A 22,041-nucleotide genomic window follows, 5' to 3' on the forward strand; every position below is an offset into this window, starting at 1 on the left:
AATCAATAGCCCTGCGGTCTTCATATTTTCGCTATCCGGACATAAGCTAGGCCTCTCATTGTCGTCAAAAGTAACGGCAGCGCTGACTCCAAAAGCGCACTTTATGGTGCGCCACTTGCCTTGTTATTTTGCGGCCAAAGACGGCCGCCGAGCATGGAGACACTAATGAAGTACACCAAAGCCCATCTTTTTGCTTCGTCCGCCCTAGTAGCTTCTGGCTTACTGGTCGGCACCCAAGGTGCAGTTGCCGCTCCTCCAATAAAAGAACCGCCCGTTGAGGACTTCGCTGCGGAAGTGCCTGCCGGTCAAGCGTGCGAGGATTTCGCTCTGGGCATCGAGGCAACCGGTTCAAATGTGACCGTCAGGACGTTTGTCGACAGGCAGGGCGACCCCGTACGCATTTTGCAGGCTGGCAGAGGCTACACGCTTACATACACCAACTTGGACACAGGGAAATCGCTCACCATCCGACCCACCGGTTCTAATCGGACCACAGTCGATAACGGTGATGGAACATTGACAGTTACTGAAACCGGCACCGCCGGCATCATTCTCTTTCCCAGCGACAACCCCAAGGGGCCTAGCAGTACGCAGTTCTATGGGCGAATTGTTTACACCCTGGTCAATGACGGGAGTTTCCGACTGACATCACTGAAGAGCTCCGGGACGAGCATAAATATTTGTGCTGCACTAGCCTGACAGGCAAGTGTGGGGTCCCTACGGCCACAAACCTCCCTGAGCGTCGTTCATAATCACGAGGGTGTCGGCAGTTAGCTCTCCGTCAGCGACTCTTGGGGAGGTAGTAGTCATTCTCGCCGTGATCGTGCAACTCGGGCTGATGCCAGAGAAACAAATCGAGACCGTGTTGATGGAGCACCGCTGGCGGGGAAGTTACAAAAATTGATGAGGCGCTCTACAACTTTTGTAACTGCTGCGAATGTGCGTGCCCAAGGATAAATTTGCGTGTATGACCGATGAACTGAAGTCCGCCAAGAAGCGCACGGCTACCCGCAAGTGCCCGGTCTGCGGGCATGAGTCTTGGCGGATCGCCTACGGAATGATCATGCCGGATGTTATAGCCGAGCACCCGAAGACGGAGTTCGCCGGCTGCTGCATGGACTACGAGCCTAGGGTCTATCCCGCTACCGGCAAGGTGGAGATCGGCGTTCCCAAGTGGGCGTGCCAGAACCCGGAGTGCCGGCACCGCTGGTGGTGACTGCGGCCGACCGGATTGGGAGTTCAAACCGGCTCTAACGGCCCAGCAACTGCAGGGCGTTGTTGTACTTGTCTGCAAGCTTTAGCCGACGCGCGGCGTCCAAGCTGGCCGTCCGCTTCGGATCGGTGTTGTCTTCGATGTCGGCCAGTTTCACAGCCAAGGCAATCGGGTTCGAGCGAATAGACACGTAGCACGCGTCGCCTTCGTTGTCGTCCGTCCGTGTAAGCAGGCAGACTGCCTCGACCACCTCTTCACTGATGCCGGCGGTCACCAGATCCTTGGCGGCGACGCCGCAGTCCTCGATGACGTCGTGCAGCCAAGCGGCGACCTACTTCGGGTCACTCAACGTCGCGGCCACGCGGCGCGGGTGCTCAATGTACGGCACGCCGATCTTGTCCGTTTGGAACCGGTGCGCGATAGTTGCGATCGCCTTCGCTGCAGGAACTTCCGGGTTGGCTTCGTTATTTCCCATTTGGAACCACCTTTTCCGGGGCAGCGGCCCTTCTTCAACGACACGGGCAGACTATCAACGGCCTCTGACATTCTGGCCTACACGGGGGCCGGAAGAAATGTCAGTGGGGACGCCGACAATGGGTGCATCGGTCAACAATGAAAGGAGCCGACGTGATGCATACGATGACCCGTCCGGAGACCGCGCTGGAGCTAATGCTGGACCTTCAGCCGGAGGAAGCGCTGGAGTGGAAAGCTCAGGTCAACCGGCTGTACACAGATTGGCACGATGTGAAGTCCGCGTCCCACCTGGTCGCACTGATTTAGGGCATTTCCCGCGACGGCGACTGGCTGGTCGTGCAAACGAAGGGCCTCAATGGACAGCCGATCGGGCGATATGCCCAAGCCATGAACACGGGAAGCGGCTACCAGGTGGAGGTTGCCCAGATATGCCGCGGGACCACACGCTACTGGCGCGTGGGGTTGGGGTCGGCATCAGATGAAGCCGGCAACAGGCCCTTCGGAGGTGTCTCTGCTTCACAGAACCTGACTCTGGCCGGAACCTCAGAGGTGATGGTGTCCTGGCTGAACGGCCACGGACTGCCACTCGGATACGGGGCGGCACTCCACGTTTATCAGTGAGCTGCAGTGCCGCCCGCGGCATTACTTCATCGTCAGAGACTGGTCATTAATCTCGCTGATCTCGTAAACGCGTCCCAGCGCCGGGAAATGGATAAGTGTCCGCAGCACGGGCTTCCCCGTCGCGGCGAGAACCGCATTCCGGTATGCGGCCATCTGGCCAAGGTACTTGTCGCGCACATGTCCTTCTGGGTCATTGCCCGGGTAGGTCTTGTGATCAACCAACACGAATCCGTCGGGACCTTCCAACAGCAGGTCGATCCAGCCTTCCATGACCTGGTTGTTCGGTCGCCACCCTATCGCGGCTTCGCGGTGCCTGACCCAGCCGGGGAATTCCGCGTCCAGATAGGACTCGAACCTCATCCCTGCACTGAGCAACAGTGACGGGTCGATCGTTCCCTCCACCTGCCAGCGTTTGACGATCCGCCCGGCGAGGTCCCGCTGTTCCGTCGGGTTGAGCACCGAGAACTGCGTCCCGAGATAGGCGTGCACGGCACTACCGACTGCGCCCCAGTCGTCCGATCCATGCTCCGCAAGCCGGGGACCGAGTTCTGCCACAGCATTGACCGAGGCTGCGTGTCCGGCGGAATCCAGGGAGGACGCTGCGAAGCGAGCCGGACGTGGCACCATGGTCGGTAGATCAACGGGCACATCGGAGAACTGGGGCATCCGAGCTGCAGCCGGAAGTGACGCGTCTACGGGGTCGAGTTCTTCTACGCGTGCTGCGAGGATCGTCCCATCTGCAACCAGGATGGCACCGTCCGAGCTGTCCCCGTCGCCGGGCGACCACGACACGAGCGACGGAACACCCAGCTTGTTGAGCAGCCCCGGCGCCGTTGTCTGGCCGGTAAGCACGGTGGTTTCGACGGCGCGGGTCATGCCCACATACATGAGCCTGGTCATGTTCCGGCGGTCGCGTTCCTCAGCACGGCTCGCGACGTCGCTCGTCTTTCCCCGGGCATCGAGCGTAGACCCGTTGTAGGGGAAAGGGCTGGGCCAAAAACGGATCCAGCGGCCGGCCAGAGGTCGGGCCAGGTCGAAGGCGCCGTCCTGCTCTACTGCTGCGCCAAACGCCGCGAACCTCAGGTCCTTATCAAGCCCCTCGAGGATGACGACAGGCCATTCGAGTCCCTTGGCCTGGTGATAGGTGAAGACGTTGACAACGTCACTTCCGGCGTTGTCGGCGGACCGCTGTTCCTCTGAGCCGAAGAACGTGAGGAAGCCGCGGAGGGTTGCCGGTGAGCGAAGTGCGAGGCAGCGCTCATAGTACGTCTTGATGACACCACGGACCGCGTCCAGGTTTCTCAACCGGGTGGCCGGGGAGGACCATGCCGCGATCAAACGGGGCAGCCCGAGTGCACCCACCACAGCCTCGAAGACCTCCGTAGGCGTGGCTGTTGCTGCCCGTTCACGGAGGGCAGCCAAGGCTTTGAGAACGGGGTCCTCTTTCCACCTTCCGAGTATGGGCTCAGGATCTGCGGCCGACAGCAGCTCCTGCTGCCAGGTTGCGTTAGCGGAGTGCCCCGGGTGCAGGGCCACGATCTCGGCGAGGGCGACGGTGTCGTACCCGTCAGCTACGAACGCCATGCCTGCGCGGGCCAGCTGCACTTCCCGGGAGTCGGACAGCATGCGCGGATTGCGGCTGGCGCGGATTCCCAACTCATGGAGTGCTGCCGAAAGTGCCACGCAGTCGGCGTTTGACCGGGCCAGCACCGCGACGTCGCTGGGGTTCAGCTCTGGCCGGCGCCCCAACATGGCCGCCACGCCGGCCGCTGTTGCCTTCAGCCGTTCGCCGTCGTTCGTCTGCGGCCGCGTCCAGGCCTCCAGCGTACCGGCAGACCAACCTGAATGAGCGTCCGGGAGCTCAAGGTGGACGGTCGCGGCCGGCATGCCGTGCAACTCGAACACCGGCTCGAACACCGCGTTGCTCAGGTCAACGACGGCCTGGTGGGAACGCCACGTGTGTGACAGCTGCTCCCGGTGGCTGACTTCTTTGACCACAGCCTCCATGAGCTCGGGGTCCGTGCCCCGGAACTCGTAAATGGCCTGCTTCGGGTCGCCCACCCAGACAGCTTCCTCTACGAGCCTGCTGAGCTGAAGGAAGAGCTCCAGTTGCAGAGGACTGGTGTCCTGGAACTCGTCCACCACCAGGAAGCGGATGCGCGATGGGAAGGAGCGGCGGAAGGCCTCGTTTTCCCGGGCAAGCTTCAGGACCAGAGTCTCCTGGTCTACGAAGTCCATCAGGCCGTGCAGCCGTTTGAAGTCCGAGTAGGCGGTGAGGCATTCTTCAGCGCAGGCAAACATGCGCCGAATGTACTGCTCCAGATCATCGTGGAAGGCGGGGTTGGCGAGGAGGCCTTCCTTGATGGCGCCGGTTACAGGGGCAAAGAGTGCTTTGACTGCGGACGGCGCTGCGGACCCCACAACCCCTCGCCAAGTCTCCCAGGAGATGTCCTCCACGGGACCCATGGAGGCAATCTTGTGGAGAATCTTGGGCACGTGTTCGGTAAAAATGGCCGACGTCGTGGTCACCTTCTTCCCGGCAGGCGTCTTGCCATCGCGGACCATGGCCTCAAGATCGGGCACGGTGCTGCGCAGGGACCGCAGCCACTCACCGCGTTCGTCTGCGCCGGGAGCGTCGAGCAGCTCGCGGAGACCGGTCCAGGACCGTTCCGCGCAGGCTGCCAGGTCCTCCGCTCCGAGCAGGTTGGTCCGGGCGGCATCCACGATGGCCCGCACGGTATCCTGCCATGTTGTCGCGTCCCGCGCTCCGCTGCCGTCTGTCCCCATGCGTCCTGCGATGGTCAGGATGCTGGGGGCGTGTTCGGCCAGGACTTCATCCGTGGCCAGGCGGAAAATACTGGAGAGTTGCTCCTCGCCGATGACTTCAAGGGCAGGGGACAGGCCGGCGTCGATGGCGTGTTCCTGCAGCAGCTGGCCGCACACGCTGTTGACCGTGCCGATGAGGCTCGCGGGCAACTGCTGGGAGGCGAGCCGCAGCGCGGCCGCGGAACCGGCATCGTCCGTGGCGTCTGCCTGCTCAAGGAGACGGGCCGCAATCCGCTCGCGCAGCTCCCCGGCTGCCTTCTTGGTGAAGGTGGTGGCCATGATGGCCCCCGCCGGCAGCCCGGTGGAGATCTGGTCGACAATCTTGCCTGTGAGCGTAAATGTCTTCCCGGTGCCGGCACTCGCCGAAACCATGGTGACGTTGTCCAGCAGGTTCATGAGTAATCCCCTTTAAGTCCACAGAGGCTGCCGAAGTCGCAGTACTTGCAGTTCGGCTTCACATGCAGGCGGTCGCTGTCTTCTGCGCTTGCCGCCGCATCGGGTTCGTCATCAGCCAGGGAGTTGGCTGCCGGCGCCGCTGCCGTTACCCGTCCTGCGAGCACTTCCTCAACGGTGAAATCAACCGCCCGCATGGTCTGCTGCCACAGCCGCGAAGGGGTCTGGATCGGCTGGATCGTGGAACCGAATTCCGGGTGCGCCGATGCGAATCGTCCCTGCTTGAGCATGAAATAAGCGGTGGGTGAGTCCGGCGGCAACTCGCTAGGGCTGAAGGCCCACTGGTACAGCGCTAGCTGAAGGGCCTCCCCGCGCTGAATTTCCTCGCGACGGTACTTCTCGCCGTTGGTCCACTTGAGATCAACGACGACGGTCCGGCCCGCAGCGTCGATGCCGACCGCGTCCGCCCGGCCCGTGACGGGGACCGTGTAGTTGTTTCCCCCTGCGGTGAAGTGCAGGTCTTTTTCGAAGCCCTTCTCCATCTCCTGCAGCACCACACCGCCGCGCTGCAGCTGTTCAAAGAAGGTCATGACGGTGGTTTCGACGGTGGCACGCACACCGGCCAGACGGCTCTTTTGGCCGGGCAGCAGCAGCTCTGAGGCAAGCTGCGGCAAGAGGCGGTCGACGGCAGTCCTTACCTGGTCCTGCTCCGGAACCGCCCGGTGTTCGGCCCGGAGCTGGACCTGTAGCACCTCGGCAACCTTGTGGGCGAAGATCCCGAGCATCTGGTTGTCGGTCGGCACACTAGCAGCGGCAGGGACGCGGAGGCGAGATTTGTGCTTGAGCACCCATGCCAGCGAGCAGCCGAGCAGCGTGGACAGCTGCGTCGAGGAGAGACCGTCCGGGACGAACGCAGGGTTAGGTCCGACGTCGTGCACGGCCGGTGGTGCGACGGGGCGGTGCTGGGCGACCGGAGCGAGCTGCATCTGACGGCCTGCGAGGGACCAGCGGCCGGTGGCGTCAGTGAGTGCTCCGGGCCTGCGCGTAAGCCCGTCGAGACGGTCAGAGAGGGACTCCTCGGCTAGGCTCGGCTGCGCAGCGGCGAAAGCCTCCAGCAGCGGATTGACTTGCTCCCGCTCGCCGTCGCGCTGTTCGATCTGAACGAGGACCAGGTCTCCGGCCCGGCTGGCGGCAGCGAGAGTCTGGCCGATCTCCAAGGCACTGATTTCTTCCGGCGTTGGCAGGAATACACCCACCCGGGACAGGGCTTCGATGTCGTGGGCATCCCAGCGTCGGACGGACGGCGTCCGGCTGCTTTGGAAACCCCACCAGATCACTTGGTCAACGTCGTCAGTCAGCTCGGCCAGATGACCGAGCCGCAACCATGGTGCAGCTTCTGCCGGCTTGAGCGCACCCGACGAAGGGGTTATGACGGCTGCGATGATGCGGCGCAGATCCCGGCGCGAGACGCGCGGGAACGGTGCCACGAGTGCCAGGATCCGCTGCAACAGGGAAGCGGTGGCCTTGGCGGAGTCGTCTTTGGAGGCACGGGCGCGCAAGCGGCCCGCGAGCCATCCTGCCCTTTCAGCAAGCTCAGTGCCGCTCACGCCGTTTTCCTCGACGAGAAGACCAGTGCAAAAGAGTCGGTCCAGCGCAGCCGCAAGGTCGGGACCGAGATGCTCGTCGGCGGCGATGGCAGAGATAGCAGCAGTCCATGCTTCGCCTCCGATCCCCGGCTCTGCCCCCAGAGCACCAAGAAGGTGGCGGGCGGCAGCCCCTCGCACCGGTGAGCCCGGCAGGGTCAGGAGCTCGGCGAGGAGCTGAACGTTGGCAGGAGCCCAGATGACCTCGAAAAAGAGCGGAATCAGCTGGTCTTGTGGGTGCCAGACGGATGGGGCGCCTACGCCGACAGCCGGCAGGCCGTGGCCAGTCAGATAAGCGTCCAGGACAGCAGTGTTGTCTGAGGAGACGACGGCGGTGCGTTGATTCTCGCCGGCGGCGAGCCACCGAGCGCTGTGTTCCGCGGCTTCCCACTCCGTTTCAGCGGTGAGGATAGTGAGCCGTGGCTGGCGGTTTGCGGGCATCGCTTCGCTGACCCGGACTCCGCGGTCACGCAGCTTGCCGATGATGCACTGCCAGATCTTTGGGAACGTGCTCTCGGCGTGCTGAAGTACGAGTTCCTCGATGCCGAGCGGCAGGGGCGAGTCGAGCGCCGTTACCAGCTCGGCGACGTCATCGGACAAGGAGGGCGCGAGCTGCCCACACGCGCTTTCCGCTGCCGCCAGCGTCCGCAGCAACGGAGAGGGTTCCGGCAGGCCTGGCTGCCACTCGGAGAGCGAGCCATCCCACCCGTTAGCGACGGCGTCGTCACGGGCGGCGAGCAGCTCCTGCGCCGTGGACCAGGGGTCAACCTCGAACGAGTCGTGGAACCACGCGCCGGAGGAGTCAACGGACCGAAGCCGCTCCAGATACTGGCTGACACGCTCGGCGTGCCCGGTGTCAGGGCGAGTGATGCCTAGGCGCGTCTGCAGCAGCGCAGTGAAGTTTTTTCGGCCCACGCGGATGCGGTTGAGGCCCGGTTGGGTATAGGCCCAGGGCGCCCGGTCCAGGTGCCACCCGAACTCGATCTTCATTAATCCCCCATGCATTGACTGGTGGTCGTTTCTATCACGCTAGCGGCAGGGTCTGACAAATGTGTCTCACCGCATACGCTGGCTCGGTGACGCCCGACGCCCGCGCTTCGCGGAGAGGTCTCACGCGGCCGGCGCTGGTGCGTCACCAAGTTTTTCGGATGGGCTTTCAGTCGAGCCGGCAAGGCTTGGGCCAGAGGCGGCAGCTTCGAAGTCAGACAGATATCCCTTCAGGATAAAAGATCGTGAGGGATGACGCAGTTTTCTCATCGTTTTGGATTCGATTTGGCGAATACGTTCTCGCGTCACCCCGTACACCTTACCTATTGCGTCTAACGTCTTTTCCTCGCCGTCTGCGAGTCCGAAGCGCAGTGCAATCACGCCCGACTCGCGCTCAGTCAGAGTGTCGAGAACTGCGTAGATCTGCGCCTTCAGCTGTTCGCTGACGATGCGGTCAATGACGTTCGCGTGAAAAAGATCCACCAATTGTTCTGCCAGCGGTTCGAATCCGCCTCGGCCGTCTGCAACAAGAATGTCCAGTGAATGCACTGGCCTGTCCAAGTTCAGAAGGTATTCGACCTTCTCCGCGGTGTTTCCCGTGCGTCGGCCGACTTCCTGAACGTTGCAGTTTTCTCCCTCCAGGGCTGCCGAGCGCTGCACCGATTGGACCTTGTGGATTTGCTCCACCATGTGAACGGGAAGGCGGATCAGGCGTCCCTGATCCGCCAAGCCCCGCGTTACGGCCTGGCGGATCCACCAGGTCGCATACGTCGAAAACTTGTAGCCCAAGGCGTAGTCGAACTTGCAGACAGCTCGGTGCAGACCGATATTCCCCTCTTGAATGAGGTCCAGAAAATCCAGCCCCTGGCCCATGTACCGTTTTGCGATCGACACGACGAGTCGAAGGTTCGCCTCCAGCAGGGCGTCGGCGGCGCGCTCACCCAGCAAAGCAATCGCGCGGAGCTCCCGTGCTTCCCGGCGGCCGCGGGGAGCGCCGTCCCCCAAGAGGTGCGTGGCGAAAAGCCCCGCCTCGATTTCCTGCGCAAGCTCCACTTCCTGCTCTGCAGTCAGAAGATCAGCCCGTCCGGCGCGCCGCATGTAGTCGGATACGGCATCTTCGCTGAAGCCCTCCACGCCGGCAAGTTCCTCCGGCCACTCGTGGTCTTCGAGATCAAAGGACGTGGGCTCGGCTTCGTCCACATCGCCGGGGAGCGGTTCACAGGTGAGGTTGTCCGGCGCTGGGACACTTGGAAAATCCTCCCCCGGCTCTCGGTCGGCTCCATCTGGGCTTATTTCCCCGGCCTGGGTGCCGCTCCCACCCACCGGCGTGACCGGTTCGGGCTCCGGAACCGGCGGCTGCTCCGGCTCCGGTTGGCGGAGGAACTCCTGCAGCCGGCTGAGGTCGGTCTTGATGTCAAAGAAGTCGACCTCGCGGGCAAATGGCAGCACTTTGCCGAGGAACTCCTCGCCCTGCACATCCGGATCCTCGACGGTGCCCTTGGAGTAGAGGACAACCAGGCGGCCCACACGTCCGTCCGCCTTCTTGCGGATGACACGTCCCAGCCGCTGCACCATCTGTCGCTGGCTCCGGTTGGCCGCCACGATGATGCCGAGATCGGCTTCCGGAACGTCAATGCCTTCGTCGAGGAGGCGTGGCGCTGCGAGAATCTGCGAGGCACCGCTGCGGAAGTCCTCCATGCCCTGTTTCCGGTCATCCTTGGCCATACCGCTGAAAAGCGCCGACGCTTTGGTGCCCATCGAGGTGAACAGTTCCTCGGCCCGGCGCGCGGATTCCTGGGTCTGGGTGAAAACAAGTGTGCCGTGAGACTGATCCACGGTCTCCTTCAACGCGGCCAAGGCTAGGTACTTGGTCCGTGCCTCGGCCAGCAGCGTGAGTCGGGATGACATGGCGCGCATGTACCTGCGGGCGAGTGTCGCCTCTCGGCTCGGGGAATCGGACGCTGCCAGCGCAGCGACCGCAGCGATGAACTGGTGGAAAGGCCGACGCGGGATGCCGGCGTAGGATTCCAAGTGGCGTGCCGTCTCAAGCATCGTGTCGGAGAACTCGTCATAGGACACTTGTTCGGTAGCGGTCAGGTCGACGCCGACCAGCGCGATGTCGAAGGGCGCAATCACCTCGTCCCGCAGTGCCCGGTCGTACCAGAGGTTGTAGACGACCCCTCCGAAGTACGGCGTCAGCAGGTTTTCGTGCTCCCCGTCGGAGCGTTCATAGGTGGCAGTGAGCCCAAGCCGCCAGGCGTATCCCTCCTGAAGCGCGCCGGTGAACATCGGCGCGGCGTAGCGGTGGCACTCGTCGGCGATGATCAACCCGGCCTTGTGGCTCCGCAGGGTCTCCCGGTTGGATGCTGAGTGCACAATCGCCACAAGGATGTCGACCTGATCCAGCGAGTCCGAGCGGCCGTTGCCGAGCGCCCCGCGCCGGGCTCTGGGCAGGTCACGCTGAAGGGAGGACAGCCACTGGCCTTGGAGCTCCGCAGTGGGCACCAGGATGAGGACCTTGATGCCCTGCCTGACCGCTTCAAACGCGGCCGCGATGCCGACGCGCGTCTTACCGGCGCCGGTGACTGCCTCGATCACTCCACGGCGTGCATTGGAGTGCCACGCCTTCAGTGCCTCCTGCTGCCAGGTGTAGAGGAAGGCGTAGTCGTACTCAGTCGGAACTGACGCGGCAGTAACCGTTTCGGGCGCCCGGGTCAGCGTAGTGACCGGGTGCGACGCGTCGTCGGCAAGTTCTGGCATTTCATCCCCCATTGGACGGGTTGGAACTTAGTGAGTGAAGACTATGGGGCGGGTCTGACAAAAACTGAACTGCCCGCCGTCGTGCTCGCCAAAGCGCGACTACCGGTGGCGTCACGCCATAGGAGGCTGCCATGACTCCGCCTTCGACAGCGCCATCTTCAACTCCCGGCCGCCGGCCTCCTCTAGCAAGGCGCCGTCGCCGACAACCACCAGTAGGCTCCGCGCTCGGGAAAGCCCGACATAGAGTTGCTCCGCAGCCCGTTCCATGTCCTTGAAGCCGTTGACGCACAGCACCACGACGGAGCGCTCGAGGCCCTTGAAGCCCAGCACATGGCCATAAAACACGTCATTGTTTGCGTGGAAGTCGAGCCAGTACTCGGCGATAGAGCCGTTGTCGAAGAACTGCTGGTGCTCCGGGTGCCGCGACTTGGTGGTCAGGAGAGCAATCTGGTTGTTGGCCCAGCCTTCGTCCATGAGCGCCTCAACGCAGTTATCGGCCTCCTCGATGGCGTCTTCGGTATAGCATTCGACCCTCCGGACAGGGAGGCCTGTACCCCCGCGCGGCGTGAAGTGCTCGCCGGCGAAGGACTTGAACGTCTCGGCAATCTTGCGGGTGTTCCGAAGATTCTCGTCGATGTGGATCGGCACAAGATCAGCCGTCGGATGGTTAGTGCCGGATGCTGCTCCGCCCCACCTCCGGTAGACGTCCTGGCGATCGTCCATGAATGCGTAGACCTCGCCCCCGTCAGGATTTGTGGTGCAGGCGAGCAGCGACTCCCACCACAGCGGCGCAAAGTCTTGCGCTTCATCAACGACAACGGCGTCCAGCCGCTCGTGCGAGTCCATGCTCGCCGCAAGCTCCTTCAGGAGACGAGGCATTTCCTCCTCGAAGTAGTCCGGCTCAGAACCGTCCGGGACGCCCAGCCCTCGTACATATTCGTGGAATTCGCCTGTGAAGACAGGTTTCTGCTGCCGCCAGCCGGATACTTGCTGCTGCAGGTACTGGCCCAGTCCCTTGTTGTAGCAGAAGAGGCCCACCCGTTTGCCTTGTTTGCAGAGGAGCTTTGCCTTCTCCAGGGCAAGCCAGGTCTTGCCGCTGCCCGCTCCGCCGGTGAACCTCACCCGCTCCAGGGACCTGGTGGCCTGCAGCAGCACGGCCTGCCGCTCCGTGAGATGGTCCTGCGCGTCCTCGGCTTCCTGTGGATCCACTGAGTCGTCGGAGTGAGTATTTAGGTCCCCAGTGAGGTGGGGAAGAATCCGTTCCAGGAACACCGGCGCCAGGGTGGTGGCGCCGCTGCCTTCGTGCTCTATGGCTTGTCTGATCAAGTCGGCCGGTGACTTCATGTCCGTTTCGTCGAGTATCAGCGAACGGGGGCACCCGGCCATGGTCCAGTCCCTGCGCACGGCGGTGTACGGAAGGCTGACCAGGTAGGCGAAGCGGCTGCTGAGCCGGGAGCCGATCCGGCTTTCGAGCCAGCTTCTGAAAGCGTGCAACGACCCTTGGGACTGCGCGACAGGGCTCTTGATATCGTGCTTACCGCCCCTATCGGACTGATACCACTGCCCGTTCTCGACGCCGACCTTCCCGCCCTTGACTTCGATCGCAGCCATGCCGACCCCGGGCCACAGCACCAGCAGGTCGATCTCATGCTCAGCGCGACCATCCCGTACCTGGACGGAATGGGCCAACACGCAGTCATCCGGCAGGCTATTCCTAAGGGCCTCCCACACGACCTTCTCGGCCACTTGTCCGTCGCCGAACTCCGGTTTTTCCGGAATACACCTCACTGTGCCCCCATGCCCTATGACGGCTACCATGCCGCGCATTGTTGATCATCTTAGGTGGTTGACCAGTTTTTCATGGTCTTCTTACCCGATGGAGCGTAGTGCAGTAAAGTCACTGCAGTCGCGGGCATGGGTGGCCATTAGAACGGGAAGGCCGGGAATTCTATGACTACTCCACCAGCTGGATGGTACGACGATCAAACGACTCCTGGTCGCCAACGCTGGTTTGACGGGACGCAGTGGACTGACCATTTCCAGAGCGCTCCTGTAATGGCCGCGCCGCAGGTTCCCCACCCCGCACCTCAGTGGCAGCAGCCTCATCACGCCATGGGGCCGATGACATCGTCGAATGTCAATGTGATCCGCGAGGTTGTCTACAATCGTCAGCATCTACTCACCTAGACCTTATGGTCCGGCAAAAGTTATGGTCCTGATTCCCCGGTTTGTTCAGCTGCATTCCCGACGGTCTGGACCACCCCTCGAAGAGCCGCCGCCAGCGTGACGCCGCTGGCGGGGCCGGAACCATCCGGAACATGCCCGACGCTCCACGCCAACTCGCTCGCCTCCACCGGGACGCGACCGAAACGGATTCCGTTGAGGATTTGTATAGCGGCCTCAGTACGAGGCACGCCTGCCTTGTGCCAGTTGACATTATCTCCGTTTGGAGCCGACCAGCCGTCATCGGATAGGCGATGCGTGCTTAGGCGCCATTGGTGCGGGGTCAGACCGGCATCCGAGACAATTTCGCAGCAGACCCCTTCGGACCCGGTCGTCGCACGTGCGTACGGAGCGGGCTGTCGACCTGCGGGGGCGGCGTATCGTATATGCAGAAAAGAATCGGCGGGCATAGCTTCAACGAGCTGGCCTATGAGTTTCCCGGCGGTCCGCCAGTCGTTGTCCAGGTTTTCCTCCCATTCCTCCAGCTCCTCCAACGTTCCCCAGCCGGAATCGTAGTCAACGTACTTGGGCACCCCGTCGTCTGGTTTAGTTTCCTCTTGGCCATCTTGCGGGAGGACGGAGTTTAGCGCGGCAGCCCAGCTCCCATAGCGGCGGATAAATTCCACCGCTGAGGGGCGTTCTTGGCGCGTCGCCGTTTCGGCAATGACCCAACGATCGTAGATTTCGATGTCCATCGGATACTCGAATTCGATGCATTCTTCGGTGTAGTTGTCGAGGGCATCAAAATAATCGATCTCGTTGAAGCGGTCCGCGCCGGAGGCAAGCCGCAGACCCGCTGCTCTCAGCGCTTCCTCCCAGAATCCATGACCGTACCTTCGCCGGAGGGTGGATGCGGGAACCGGCCATGGGTCAGCCGGATCGTTTGTGGCTGTGACCCGACGCCGGGAGAGCGTTTGGACTGTTGCGTCGTAATCGGCGTAAGCGAGTGTCGTGATCGTTCGGGCCCGGATCGCGAGCGCCGTTGTCTCTATGACTGCCAGGATCTCAGCGAGGCGCCGGTAAGGGAGGACCGGGTGCAAAAGCTCCCGGAGTTTTGTTACAGCGTTAAGTGAAATCTTGCCTAGCGCAAGCTCGTAGTCCGGTTCGATTCCGTGATACTTACCTGTGATGTAGAGCAGGCTGAGTTTGTCGCCCAGCCGTCGCGGGGGGAGGGGTTCTTCAAGTTGGCCTCCGGGGACACCCGGAATGTTTAGCAGTTCGACGGCGATGTCAATATCCACATCGATGCCGAGGGCTGACAGAACTTTCGGTATGTCTTCCCTAGAAATGTCAGCTGCAAACAGCCTTTCGACCATGTCTTCGTGGCCAGCGAGCACCCCGGTGGTGGCAAGGCTTCGCCGTTGAATAGATCTTGAACGCTCGAGGTCGTCTCCGGAATCTGACTGGTCCGTAATCGTGTAGGAGATGTCATTGACGCTGCCGCCAAAAGCTGCCGCAAGTGTTCGAAACGGATCGCCGCTCCGATAAGCCTTCCTCAACGCGTCGGGATCAACGAACCAGCCGGGTGGAGGAATAATGCCACTCATGATAGGGCCGGAATTAATTGCCTCCATGACATCCCTTCTACTTCTGAACTGAACGGACAGCGTCTAGCCATGTCCCGTAGATGTTCCGCACCGATGCACCGGAGGGCCTGTTGCGCCCAGCGGCGATCTCGAGTTTGGCCCAAGCGTCGTATCGCTCAACTGTGGGTTTCAGACCCGCGCTGTTCATCTCTACGCAGAAGTCGCTGACGGCGTCGGCGTACTGGGCTTCAGTGAATTTTAGGAGACCCTTGCTGCGGCCGAGAGAGGATGTTCCGATGCCCATGGCCTCCAAGGCGTCGTTCCAACCGTGGAAGCGTTTGGTCACAGTCTGGTGAGTGGGCGGCCATGGTGTCGCACCTTGCCTGGACACGAGCCCGAAGGCGCCTACGAGCTCTTCGCGCAGGGCGTCATACCGCTTGCGGGTGATGCTGACGCCCGGGTTCTGCACTACATGCTCCTGGGCGGCACCGATGATTCCAAGGATCGTGGCGGTGTCCCTTGCAGAGACCTCCGCAGAAGAGAGAACGGCCCGCAGTTCGGTGACAACCTCGAGGTCAAGGTGAACAGCAGCGTAAGCAAAGTTGGGAGGCAGGCCCAGCTCCGAACCGAGGAGGTACCAGATGCCGGCAGCGATGACTTCCTTGGAAAAGATATCCTCGGCCTGGTACTTGTCGAAGACGATTGTGCACGACTTCAAAGCATCCTCGGCCAAGTCGACGTCAATCTCAGGGTAGAGGGCTTGCAGTTTCAGGATCGCGTCCGGCCGGGTGACACCGCGGCTGGCCATCTGACGCGCGAGTTCGGCGTACTGGGCAAGGAACGATTCATGCGCAGCCTTGAGTGCGGCTTCCTTGGCCGCTATTCGCTGCCGACGGGATTCCTCAGCGTTTGCACCGCCGACTTTGACGATGATCTGGCGGACGCGCTCGCGGGTGACGCCGAAGCTCTGCCCGATGGCGTCGAGGGTCTCACCGTTTGAGTAGCGCTCCACCATCGCGGCGTCTCGCTGCTCCCGACTGAGTTCAGGAGTTGTTGTCATGGTCACATTCTTACCAGCAGGTTCGGACAATTTCGCAACTGTGATGCAGGATTAGCTGCCGCGCCGCCGGCTGGGGTTTACGGACGGCCCAGCAGCTCCATGAACAACGGGTTCGGCCGCGCTCCGGGCAGGACCCGCCGCACGTCTTCCAGTGCTCGCAGTGGAGTCACGCCAGCGGCCTTCGCCCCATACAGCGCCGCCACAGTAGGCGTCCGTGACTCCGCCCGCACGCAGTGCAGCAGCACCGTCTTGCCTTCCGCCCGGTAGCGTTCGACGGCGGCCGCGGCCTCCCTGAGCACGAAGTCGGGATGGGCGTTGTCTCCGGCGTCAAGGGAATCGATCACCCAGAACGTCGCGTGGTCCGCCGCGGCGACTGAGGGAACATCCTCCGTGCCCAGCCGGCAGAGGGACACCACGGCGTCGATCCCCAAGTCCGCCGCCCGGGCGACGGAACGTACCCCTCCTAGCCAGACGCCGTCGTCGTGCGGGTGCCGGACCAGCGCTTCGGTACGTCCCCACATGCTGTAGTCCTGCGCGGCGGCCCGCGGCCAGGAATCAAGACGGCGGCCCTCGCCGCGCGCGAGCTCCATGCCCAGCATCATCAGGTCGCGTGCATGCAGCCCAGGCCAGCCGTGCAGATGCCGGCGCCACTCGAACGGCACGGCGGAGTAGCCGTAGGCGGCGCCGAGCAGCCCGCCGGCGATGGCGGCCACCGTGTCCGTGTCGCGGCCGCCCCGGACCGCTTCCTCCAGAGCAGAGCGGAGATGCGCGGGGCCAACGGCGGAAGCGGAGGAGTAGTGGATGGCGCTCCACGCTGCCTGGAATGCCTCCACCACCCAGCCGTTGCGGGGGAAGTCCCGCGGCCGGGACCGCTCTGCCACCTCTATCCGCTCCAGCCAGACAGACGCACGCCCGGCCGGTAGAAAAGCAAGCCCCGCCCGGACATCCAGCTCGCCGTTGAGCACCGCCTGCCGGATGGCGACGCACCACAGGCCGCAGGCCTCCCGCGCGTCAGGGTCCCCGTGAGTCAGGGCGCTGACGGCCGCGGCCTGGGCCATGAACTCCTCCGGGTCGCAGTCCAGGTAGGCCAGCGCCAGGGGAGCGGTGCGCATGAGCGAGCCGTTGCCGGCGCTCCGGCCGGTGCGGGCATGAAACTCGGCGGCAGCGGAGAGGAAGTCCGCGGCGTCCACGTCGCTGCGGCCCGCCGCAGTGGCTGCCCGGCGCGCCGCCGCGATGACGGCGCTGGTCTGTGCCCCCACGTCCTTGGCGTCCGCCGCCCACGCCGTCCAGGCCCGGACGGTTCCGTCGAGCGCGGAAGGGGAGCCAGACGCCGAGAAGGAATCGAGGAAGGCCTCGGCAATCGCGATGGCCATGGACGTGTCGTCGGTCCATTCGGCGGGGGCGAAGCCGAACGGGCCGCCGCCCTTCATGCTTACCGCGGTGCCGTCGGGCAGCGGTGCGCCGAATTCGTAGCCGGCGCCGAGGGCGTCGCCTGCGGCTAGGGTGACCAGGACGCCGGCGGCGCGGTCCTTCTGCAATGAGCTGAGTTTCATGCGATCTCCATCAGGGGGTGGTTGGTGTTCCAGCCGGTCAGGTGGGCCAGCTCGGGTTTGCGCTGGGGGAGGGCGACGGCGATGCCCGCCGCCGCGAGGTGTCCAGCGGTGTGTGCGATGTTGCGGCTGCGCAGGGCACCGTGGTTCCGGACCTCAAGAGCCGGCATGCCGCCGTCGAACGCCCCGAACTCCACGGCCTGGACCGCGGCGGCGAAGTCACGGGCCCGCTGCGCGGGCATCGGACCTGACGCCATCACGTGCGCTGGCAGGACCTCCAGGTCCAGCAGCACCGACTCGACCAGCTGGCGGTAATGGCGGCGGAACAGCGTGTGCGTGCCGAAGACCTCCAGCAGGAGCGGCAGCGTGCCGAGCCCTATCACCACGCCTCGCTGGCCCTCTAGCGGAGCCGGGGCGGTGTTGGCATCGACCCGGCTGTTCCGCCGGGGCTCGGCGGAGAACCGGTCCATGTGCTCCAGCAGGGAACTGGTTGCGGAGCGGCCCCGGGCGGCGTCGAAGCGGCTTACTCGGTTCCAGATGCGCCCCTGGCGGCCTGCGCCACCCGGATCCGCAAGCGTGGCGACGAGTTCGGACCGGACATTGAGTGGCGCCCGACGGGACTGGCGGCGGTGGCTGTGCGCGCCTTCCCAGCGGCCGGCCTCCACGCAGTAGGTGTCGATGTCGCGGGTCTCGCCAGGCCCGAGGACGACATCCCGGGCGCAGGTCCGGTGCTGTTGGCCGCCCTCGAGCAGCTCGCCTTCGAGCAGGAGGGCGGCGCGGGCGCCGTTGTTGGTGACGGTGAGCTTGGCGACCTGCGGAGCGCTGGCCAGCTCGGTGACGGCGACGTCGACGTGGGTGCCGCTGCTGATGCCGAGTTCGCCGGCGCCTGCTGTCCAGACGGGAAAGATGCTCAGGGGGCCGAGCGCGGTGCCGGCCCCGACGTGCAGTTGTGGAACGTTCATGATGACCTCCTTCAGATCTTTAGCTCAAATCTGAGCTAATTGACATCAGTATGCACCGCTTGAATCTTTAACGCAATACTGAAATAAATAATGCTGTGAAGGCCTCGAAGAACTCTCCCGCCCCGTCCCTGTTCGACTATCCGCGGCCGTCGGTGGCGGTGGACACCGCGGTGCTGACCGTTGAGGACGGCGCGCTCCGGGTTCTCCTGGTACGGCGGGGCGAAGAACATCATCACGGCGAGTGGGCGCTGCCCGGCACCTTCCTGCGCGAGCGGGAGCGCCTGGCGGACGCTGTGTTGCGGTGCTTACGGGAGAAGGCGGGGATCCCGGGCCGGGTGCCGCGGCAGCTGCACGTCTTCGACGATCCTGAGCGGGATGACCGGGGCTGGGTGCTGTCAGTCGCGCACGTGGACGTGGTGCCGCTGGCGGAGCTGGAGGGTGCGTTAGAGTCCGACGGTATCCGGCTGGCTGCTGTTTCCGGCGAACCGGAACTCATCGCCAGGCTCCCGTACGGCCATGCGGAGATCGTGGCGAAGGCGGTGGAATGGATACGTGCGGCCTACGCGGAGGCGCCGGATCCTGGGGCGCTGCTGGAGGAACCGTTCACGCTCAAGGAACTGCGGGATCTGCACGAGATAGTGGGTGGCTGCTCGCTGATGCGGGACACGTTCCGGCGGTCCATGGAACCGCAGTTGGCCGGGACGGGGCAGATGTCCGACGGAACGCGGGGGAGGCCGTCGCGGTTGTGGTGCCGGGGATAACCAGCTGCTTTTCGCGCCTTGAGGTGCCGCGCCCTGTGCCCTTCGCCGGGCGACTGCTCAATGAGTTAGAGGAACCTGCGGCGCTTCCAGAATGCATTTACCGGTGACGTGGGCGCGCCGTCCACCGAAGGGCAGCAAGGCTTCGCTGCGGAGCTTCAGTGGACGGCGCTGTCAGGCCGGGTTCGTCCCGTCAGTAATTGGGATCAAGAGCGATGAGCGTCGGCTCGCTATTTACAGCCTCAAAATCGTTGATGTTATAAAAACTAGCCGCGATTATTGAACTCTTGGCTGGAACCTGGAATGCCCAAGTCATCGGTGCTGAAAATCCTGGGTCTAGGCTTGCGTTGCACTCCGGATTTCCCTTGATCTGGTATAGATCGTCGACGGGTGTGTACTCCTGCTGCTCCGCGTTATAGACCCGGATTTGAACTGGACCGCCGCAGGTCAGGTCGAGGCCCTTTTTAGTGTTGTTTGTGACCTGCGTGGTGAGGATGAGGTATTCAGCCCCTGCTTTTGCAGGTACGGGCTCAAACGTTGCCAAGTCGGTGTCGGGCCGGTAGTTCGACGTGTTCATCAACAGTGTTGGCGAGGCTTTTGCCGACGTCACTTTGATTACTAGGCCGTCGTGGTCAGCCGCTTCATTCAGCCGGTAAATCTTGACGCTCGGTGTGGGCTCGGGCGCCGGTTCCAGCGTGGCGGTTGATTCCACAGTGGGGCTGGGCGAATTACTTGCGGTCGAACTAGGACTCGTGGACTCAGCGGTCGCGGCTGGCGAGCTCGGTGAAGCGCAAGCAGTGAGCGAGATTCCGACGACGAAGAGCGTCGCGGCGATTTTTTTCATTTTTCCCCATTGAGAGAATGCGAGTGTTGTTTTGCAGGTAACAAACCCTTCGGTGGCATGAGTGAGATGTGTCCAGTCGTGTTGATCTCACTGCCAGAAGGCGTAGGAAGTGAGTCGCCAAGTGCTTGACCCCTCCCTGCAGGGGAATCCTATACGATTTCTGCGCTGCCAAGCGCAGTGTCTCGAAGCACTTACAAGTCGTGGATGCGCACTGACGAACTAGTTGTCGTCGCGCAACCCTAAGTCGCGAAGCGCGCGGTCTATCACCTGCCACACCTCTGATGTTTCCGCGGTTCTCTTCCCTCCGGCCAGAGTAAGCAACTGTCGGCGAAGCTCTGTCTCGCCGTCGCTGAGTCCCCTGTTGTAGGCAGGGGCAAGTAGGTACGAGTGATTGTCTGTCGCGTAGGCAGCCATCATGTCGAGGAAGACCTCAAGTTCACGGCCCGCAGCTGCCACCGCGGCCTGGATGTCCTCCTCGATGGAGCCCTTAGGGGGAGCAGCACCGGCCATCGGGAGTATGTCCAGCTTCCCGGCCCAGACGAGGCGCTGCAGCGGTTCATCAAACAGAGACAGTACCGTTCCCATTTGATGACCGTCGGAGCTTGCCGCTGGGATCGCCCGGCGGACGTCATGGACAATCTCGTGGAAATGATCGTCCGCTAAGCCAAATCCGACGAAAAGCAAATGATGCGTGAGCAGGTGTGCTTTGACTAGGGCTGACAGCGCTGCTCGAGTGCTGTTGTATCCCAGGTAATCGTCCCTCGTCAGAACAATGCTCTCTGGCTGTTTCACGGATCCGTGCAGCTTGAGGAGCCACCTATTGCCGACGGCGGGGACGCTCTCGGGCATGACAGTCCGTGGCCGCTGTGCGTCGGAGCAAGCCATTTCGAAGAGACGATCATAGTTAAGGGTGATTGCCCCGGAGGAAGGAACGCCCGCTAGGAGCGCGGGTGCCAATCCGTAACGGGGTAGATCGACGGCGGCCGCAACCGCCCTTCCAAAGGCCTCACGGGATCCGTGCTGTTCGATGTAAAACTGCTCGAGAATTGCAGCCTGGTCGAGCGGTCCGAGCGAGTCGAAGTTTGAGGCCTGGAAGTCTCGAAGGTCGACTCCATCTCGAAGACGGCCCAGAAGCTCCTTCCATGTTGGAGCCCCCGCGCTGACACTCACACCGGCGCCGAGGAACGGCACCAATTGTCCGTCACGAGCCCGTTGGCCGAGCGTCTTAGCCGTTTGATGCCGGTGCGGGCCCAGAGACCGCCATGAAGAATCGTTGGCAACTTCCCGTCGGAGCTTCTGCGCCAACGAATAGGCCGACCGGTCTCGAAGCACGAGCACGATATCCACCTCATACCGGAGGGCAAGGTCTGAGATCGAGTCCAAGATCGCACGCAGAGCTGCTCCGAGGTGATTGCCAGCACCCCCTCCCTGTGTGCCGAAAAACGGAAGTGCCAGAAGTCTGAAGGGACGATGATTGAAGCGCCCGTTCAGGACACGGAGAGCTGCTACGACGAAGGCCTCTAGCCGTTCAGCGACAACGTCCGGTGACCACTGGTTGTCAGTAGGTACGGCAGTCAAGACGGGTCTGGGCAATTCCGGATCCCACTCATGGATTGCCGCAGCGTGGGATCGTCCGGAACGGAAGAGGTCAGCACACGATGAGTCGGCGAGCTGTTGAAGGTTAGGGTGCGCCTTTTCCCAATAGGGGCGGATGTTCACCCGTGAGTCCGTCGGAAGCAGCCATGCATCGCATTGCAGGTGCAGGATGTCGGCCATGGTTACAAAGACGTGAGGCTGCGTCATAGACCCTGTTTATCAGAACCAGGCGTCGTCAGGTACAGCGCATGCCTTTCCACTCCGGAATCAGAACCCCGGCGTCAACGGTCTACCCCTAATCTTCGATTTCCACTGTGGTGCCGTGCACCGTCATCCAAACACTTTGACCGGGCATCCCGAGCGTTCGCATGATGTTCGTGCCGAGACCGATAGTCCCGGAGCGAGAACCATTCACACGCCACCGCGCCTCCGAGTTATTCCGCGATACTTCACAGCCGACACGCCATTCGTAGACGGCAAAGCAAATTTCGAACGGGCTGGAATTCGCAGGTTACTTCGAGTCCGGTCGGCATCACTGATCACCTGAGACTCGATGCGAGTGCCGCCAGAATGGCTCGCACTGGAAGCTTGGTGATTCTGCGCAG

The 22,041-nt window shown here is 62.9% G+C and carries 17 protein-coding genes; 5 read left to right on the forward strand and 12 right to left on the reverse strand.

Annotated elements, in window-relative coordinates:
* Positions 1-165: 165 nt before the first annotated feature.
* Positions 166-699: a hypothetical protein gene (locus tag AC1DD3_RS11755; RefSeq protein ID WP_476881720.1), complete on the forward strand. Its 534-nt coding sequence runs from the start codon at positions 166-168 to the stop codon at positions 697-699.
* Positions 700-967: 268 nt separating this feature from the next.
* Complete coding sequence (locus AC1DD3_RS11760) at positions 968-1,216, forward strand: hypothetical protein (RefSeq protein WP_476881721.1); 249 nt, start codon at positions 968-970, stop codon at positions 1,214-1,216.
* 34 nt (positions 1,217-1,250) lie between these two features.
* Here AC1DD3_RS11760 and AC1DD3_RS11765 read toward each other — a convergent pair whose 3' ends face one another.
* Together AC1DD3_RS11765 and AC1DD3_RS11770 are read right to left on the reverse strand one after the other, a co-directional pair.
* The gene (locus AC1DD3_RS11765) at positions 1,251-1,487 is read right to left on the reverse strand and encodes a hypothetical protein (protein ID WP_476881722.1); all 237 of its coding nucleotides are present in this window, start codon (positions 1,485-1,487) and stop codon (positions 1,251-1,253) included.
* 57 nt (positions 1,488-1,544) lie between these two features.
* Positions 1,545-1,688 (reverse strand): hypothetical protein, encoded by a 144-nt coding sequence (locus AC1DD3_RS11770; protein WP_476881723.1) that lies wholly within the window; start codon positions 1,686-1,688, stop codon positions 1,545-1,547.
* 152 nt (positions 1,689-1,840) lie between these two features.
* Here AC1DD3_RS11770 and AC1DD3_RS11775 point away from each other — a divergent pair, with 152 nt between their 5' ends.
* Positions 1,841-1,993 carry a hypothetical protein gene (locus AC1DD3_RS11775; RefSeq protein ID WP_476881724.1) on the forward strand — a complete coding sequence of 51 codons (153 nt, stop codon included), beginning with the start codon at positions 1,841-1,843 and terminating at the stop codon, positions 1,991-1,993.
* A gap of 336 nt (positions 1,994-2,329) precedes the next feature.
* Here the strand turns inward: AC1DD3_RS11775 and AC1DD3_RS11780 are convergent, their stop codons facing one another.
* From AC1DD3_RS11780 to AC1DD3_RS11795, 4 genes are all read right to left on the reverse strand, one after another.
* Positions 2,330-5,530: a UvrD-helicase domain-containing protein gene (locus AC1DD3_RS11780; protein ID WP_476881725.1), complete on the reverse strand. Its 3,201-nt coding sequence runs from the start codon at positions 5,528-5,530 to the stop codon at positions 2,330-2,332.
* Positions 5,527-8,160, reverse strand: coding sequence for a PD-(D/E)XK nuclease family protein (locus AC1DD3_RS11785; protein ID WP_476881726.1), 2,634 nt, complete (start codon positions 8,158-8,160; stop codon positions 5,527-5,529). Before AC1DD3_RS11785 ends, AC1DD3_RS11780 begins: the two co-directional genes overlap by 4 nt.
* Positions 8,161-8,280: 120 nt before the next feature.
* Positions 8,281-10,917 carry a sigma-70 family RNA polymerase sigma factor gene (locus AC1DD3_RS11790; protein ID WP_476881727.1) on the reverse strand — a complete coding sequence of 879 codons (2,637 nt, stop codon included), beginning with the start codon at positions 10,915-10,917 and terminating at the stop codon, positions 8,281-8,283.
* Between the two features lie 111 nt (positions 10,918-11,028).
* Positions 11,029-12,735: a nuclease-related domain-containing DEAD/DEAH box helicase gene (locus AC1DD3_RS11795; RefSeq protein ID WP_476881728.1), complete on the reverse strand. Its 1,707-nt coding sequence runs from the start codon at positions 12,733-12,735 to the stop codon at positions 11,029-11,031.
* A gap of 132 nt (positions 12,736-12,867) precedes the next feature.
* On the opposite strand from AC1DD3_RS11795, the gene AC1DD3_RS11800 reads away from it, so the two are divergent.
* Complete coding sequence (locus AC1DD3_RS11800) at positions 12,868-13,104, forward strand: DUF2510 domain-containing protein (RefSeq protein ID WP_476881729.1); 237 nt, start codon at positions 12,868-12,870, stop codon at positions 13,102-13,104.
* 20 nt (positions 13,105-13,124) lie between these two features.
* Here AC1DD3_RS11800 and AC1DD3_RS11805 read toward each other — a convergent pair whose 3' ends face one another.
* The 4 genes from AC1DD3_RS11805 to AC1DD3_RS11820 form a co-directional block, all read right to left on the reverse strand.
* Positions 13,125-14,714 (reverse strand): TY-Chap domain-containing protein, encoded by a 1,590-nt coding sequence (locus AC1DD3_RS11805; RefSeq protein WP_476881730.1) that lies wholly within the window; start codon positions 14,712-14,714, stop codon positions 13,125-13,127.
* A gap of 10 nt (positions 14,715-14,724) precedes the next feature.
* A complete protein-coding gene (locus tag AC1DD3_RS11810; RefSeq protein ID WP_476881731.1) occupies positions 14,725-15,726 on the reverse strand; it encodes a sigma factor-like helix-turn-helix DNA-binding protein in 1,002 nt (333 codons plus the stop codon).
* A gap of 77 nt (positions 15,727-15,803) precedes the next feature.
* Entirely contained in the window at positions 15,804-17,279 is a 1,476-nt protein-coding gene (locus AC1DD3_RS11815; RefSeq protein WP_476881732.1) for an ADP-ribosylglycohydrolase family protein, read from the reverse strand.
* A complete protein-coding gene (locus tag AC1DD3_RS11820; protein ID WP_476881733.1) occupies positions 17,276-18,238 on the reverse strand; it encodes an ARPP-1 family domain-containing protein in 963 nt (320 codons plus the stop codon). Before AC1DD3_RS11820 ends, AC1DD3_RS11815 begins: the two co-directional genes overlap by 4 nt.
* A 95-nt stretch (positions 18,239-18,333) precedes the next feature.
* Between AC1DD3_RS11820 and AC1DD3_RS11825 the strand changes: the two genes are divergently transcribed.
* Positions 18,334-18,999, forward strand: a complete 666-nt coding sequence (locus AC1DD3_RS11825) for an NUDIX domain-containing protein (RefSeq protein WP_476881734.1) — start codon at positions 18,334-18,336, stop codon at positions 18,997-18,999.
* Between the two features lie 190 nt (positions 19,000-19,189).
* Here the strand turns inward: AC1DD3_RS11825 and AC1DD3_RS11830 are convergent, their stop codons facing one another.
* Together AC1DD3_RS11830 and AC1DD3_RS11835 are read right to left on the reverse strand one after the other, a co-directional pair.
* Positions 19,190-19,840: a hypothetical protein gene (locus tag AC1DD3_RS11830; RefSeq protein WP_476881735.1), complete on the reverse strand. Its 651-nt coding sequence runs from the start codon at positions 19,838-19,840 to the stop codon at positions 19,190-19,192.
* A gap of 219 nt (positions 19,841-20,059) precedes the next feature.
* Complete coding sequence (locus tag AC1DD3_RS11835) at positions 20,060-21,418, reverse strand: SIR2 family NAD-dependent protein deacylase (protein WP_476881736.1); 1,359 nt, start codon at positions 21,416-21,418, stop codon at positions 20,060-20,062.
* Between the last annotated feature and the right edge of the window lie 623 nt (positions 21,419-22,041).

This window comes from Arthrobacter sp. 05T444 (assembly GCF_056395905.1).

Coding starts and splice junctions, on each gene's coding strand:
- AC1DD3_RS11755 (WP_476881720.1), top strand. CDS start 166: ATGAAGTACACCAAAGCCCATCTTTTTGCTTCGTCCGCCCTAGTAGCT.
- AC1DD3_RS11760 (WP_476881721.1), top strand. CDS start 968: ATGACCGATGAACTGAAGTCCGCCAAGAAGCGCACGGCTACCCGCAAG.
- AC1DD3_RS11770 (WP_476881723.1), bottom strand. CDS start 1,688: ATGGGAAATAACGAAGCCAACCCGGAAGTTCCTGCAGCGAAGGCGATC.
- AC1DD3_RS11780 (WP_476881725.1), bottom strand. CDS start 5,530: ATGAACCTGCTGGACAACGTCACCATGGTTTCGGCGAGTGCCGGCACC.
- AC1DD3_RS11785 (WP_476881726.1), bottom strand. CDS start 8,160: ATGAAGATCGAGTTCGGGTGGCACCTGGACCGGGCGCCCTGGGCCTAT.
- AC1DD3_RS11790 (WP_476881727.1), bottom strand. CDS start 10,917: ATGCCAGAACTTGCCGACGACGCGTCGCACCCGGTCACTACGCTGACC.
- AC1DD3_RS11795 (WP_476881728.1), bottom strand. CDS start 12,735: ATGGTAGCCGTCATAGGGCATGGGGGCACAGTGAGGTGTATTCCGGAA.
- AC1DD3_RS11800 (WP_476881729.1), top strand. CDS start 12,868: ATGACTACTCCACCAGCTGGATGGTACGACGATCAAACGACTCCTGGT.
- AC1DD3_RS11805 (WP_476881730.1), bottom strand. CDS start 14,714: ATGGAGGCAATTAATTCCGGCCCTATCATGAGTGGCATTATTCCTCCA.
- AC1DD3_RS11810 (WP_476881731.1), bottom strand. CDS start 15,726: ATGACAACAACTCCTGAACTCAGTCGGGAGCAGCGAGACGCCGCGATG.
- AC1DD3_RS11815 (WP_476881732.1), bottom strand. CDS start 17,279: ATGAAACTCAGCTCATTGCAGAAGGACCGCGCCGCCGGCGTCCTGGTC.
- AC1DD3_RS11820 (WP_476881733.1), bottom strand. CDS start 18,238: ATGAACGTTCCACAACTGCACGTCGGGGCCGGCACCGCGCTCGGCCCC.
- AC1DD3_RS11830 (WP_476881735.1), bottom strand. CDS start 19,840: ATGAAAAAAATCGCCGCGACGCTCTTCGTCGTCGGAATCTCGCTCACT.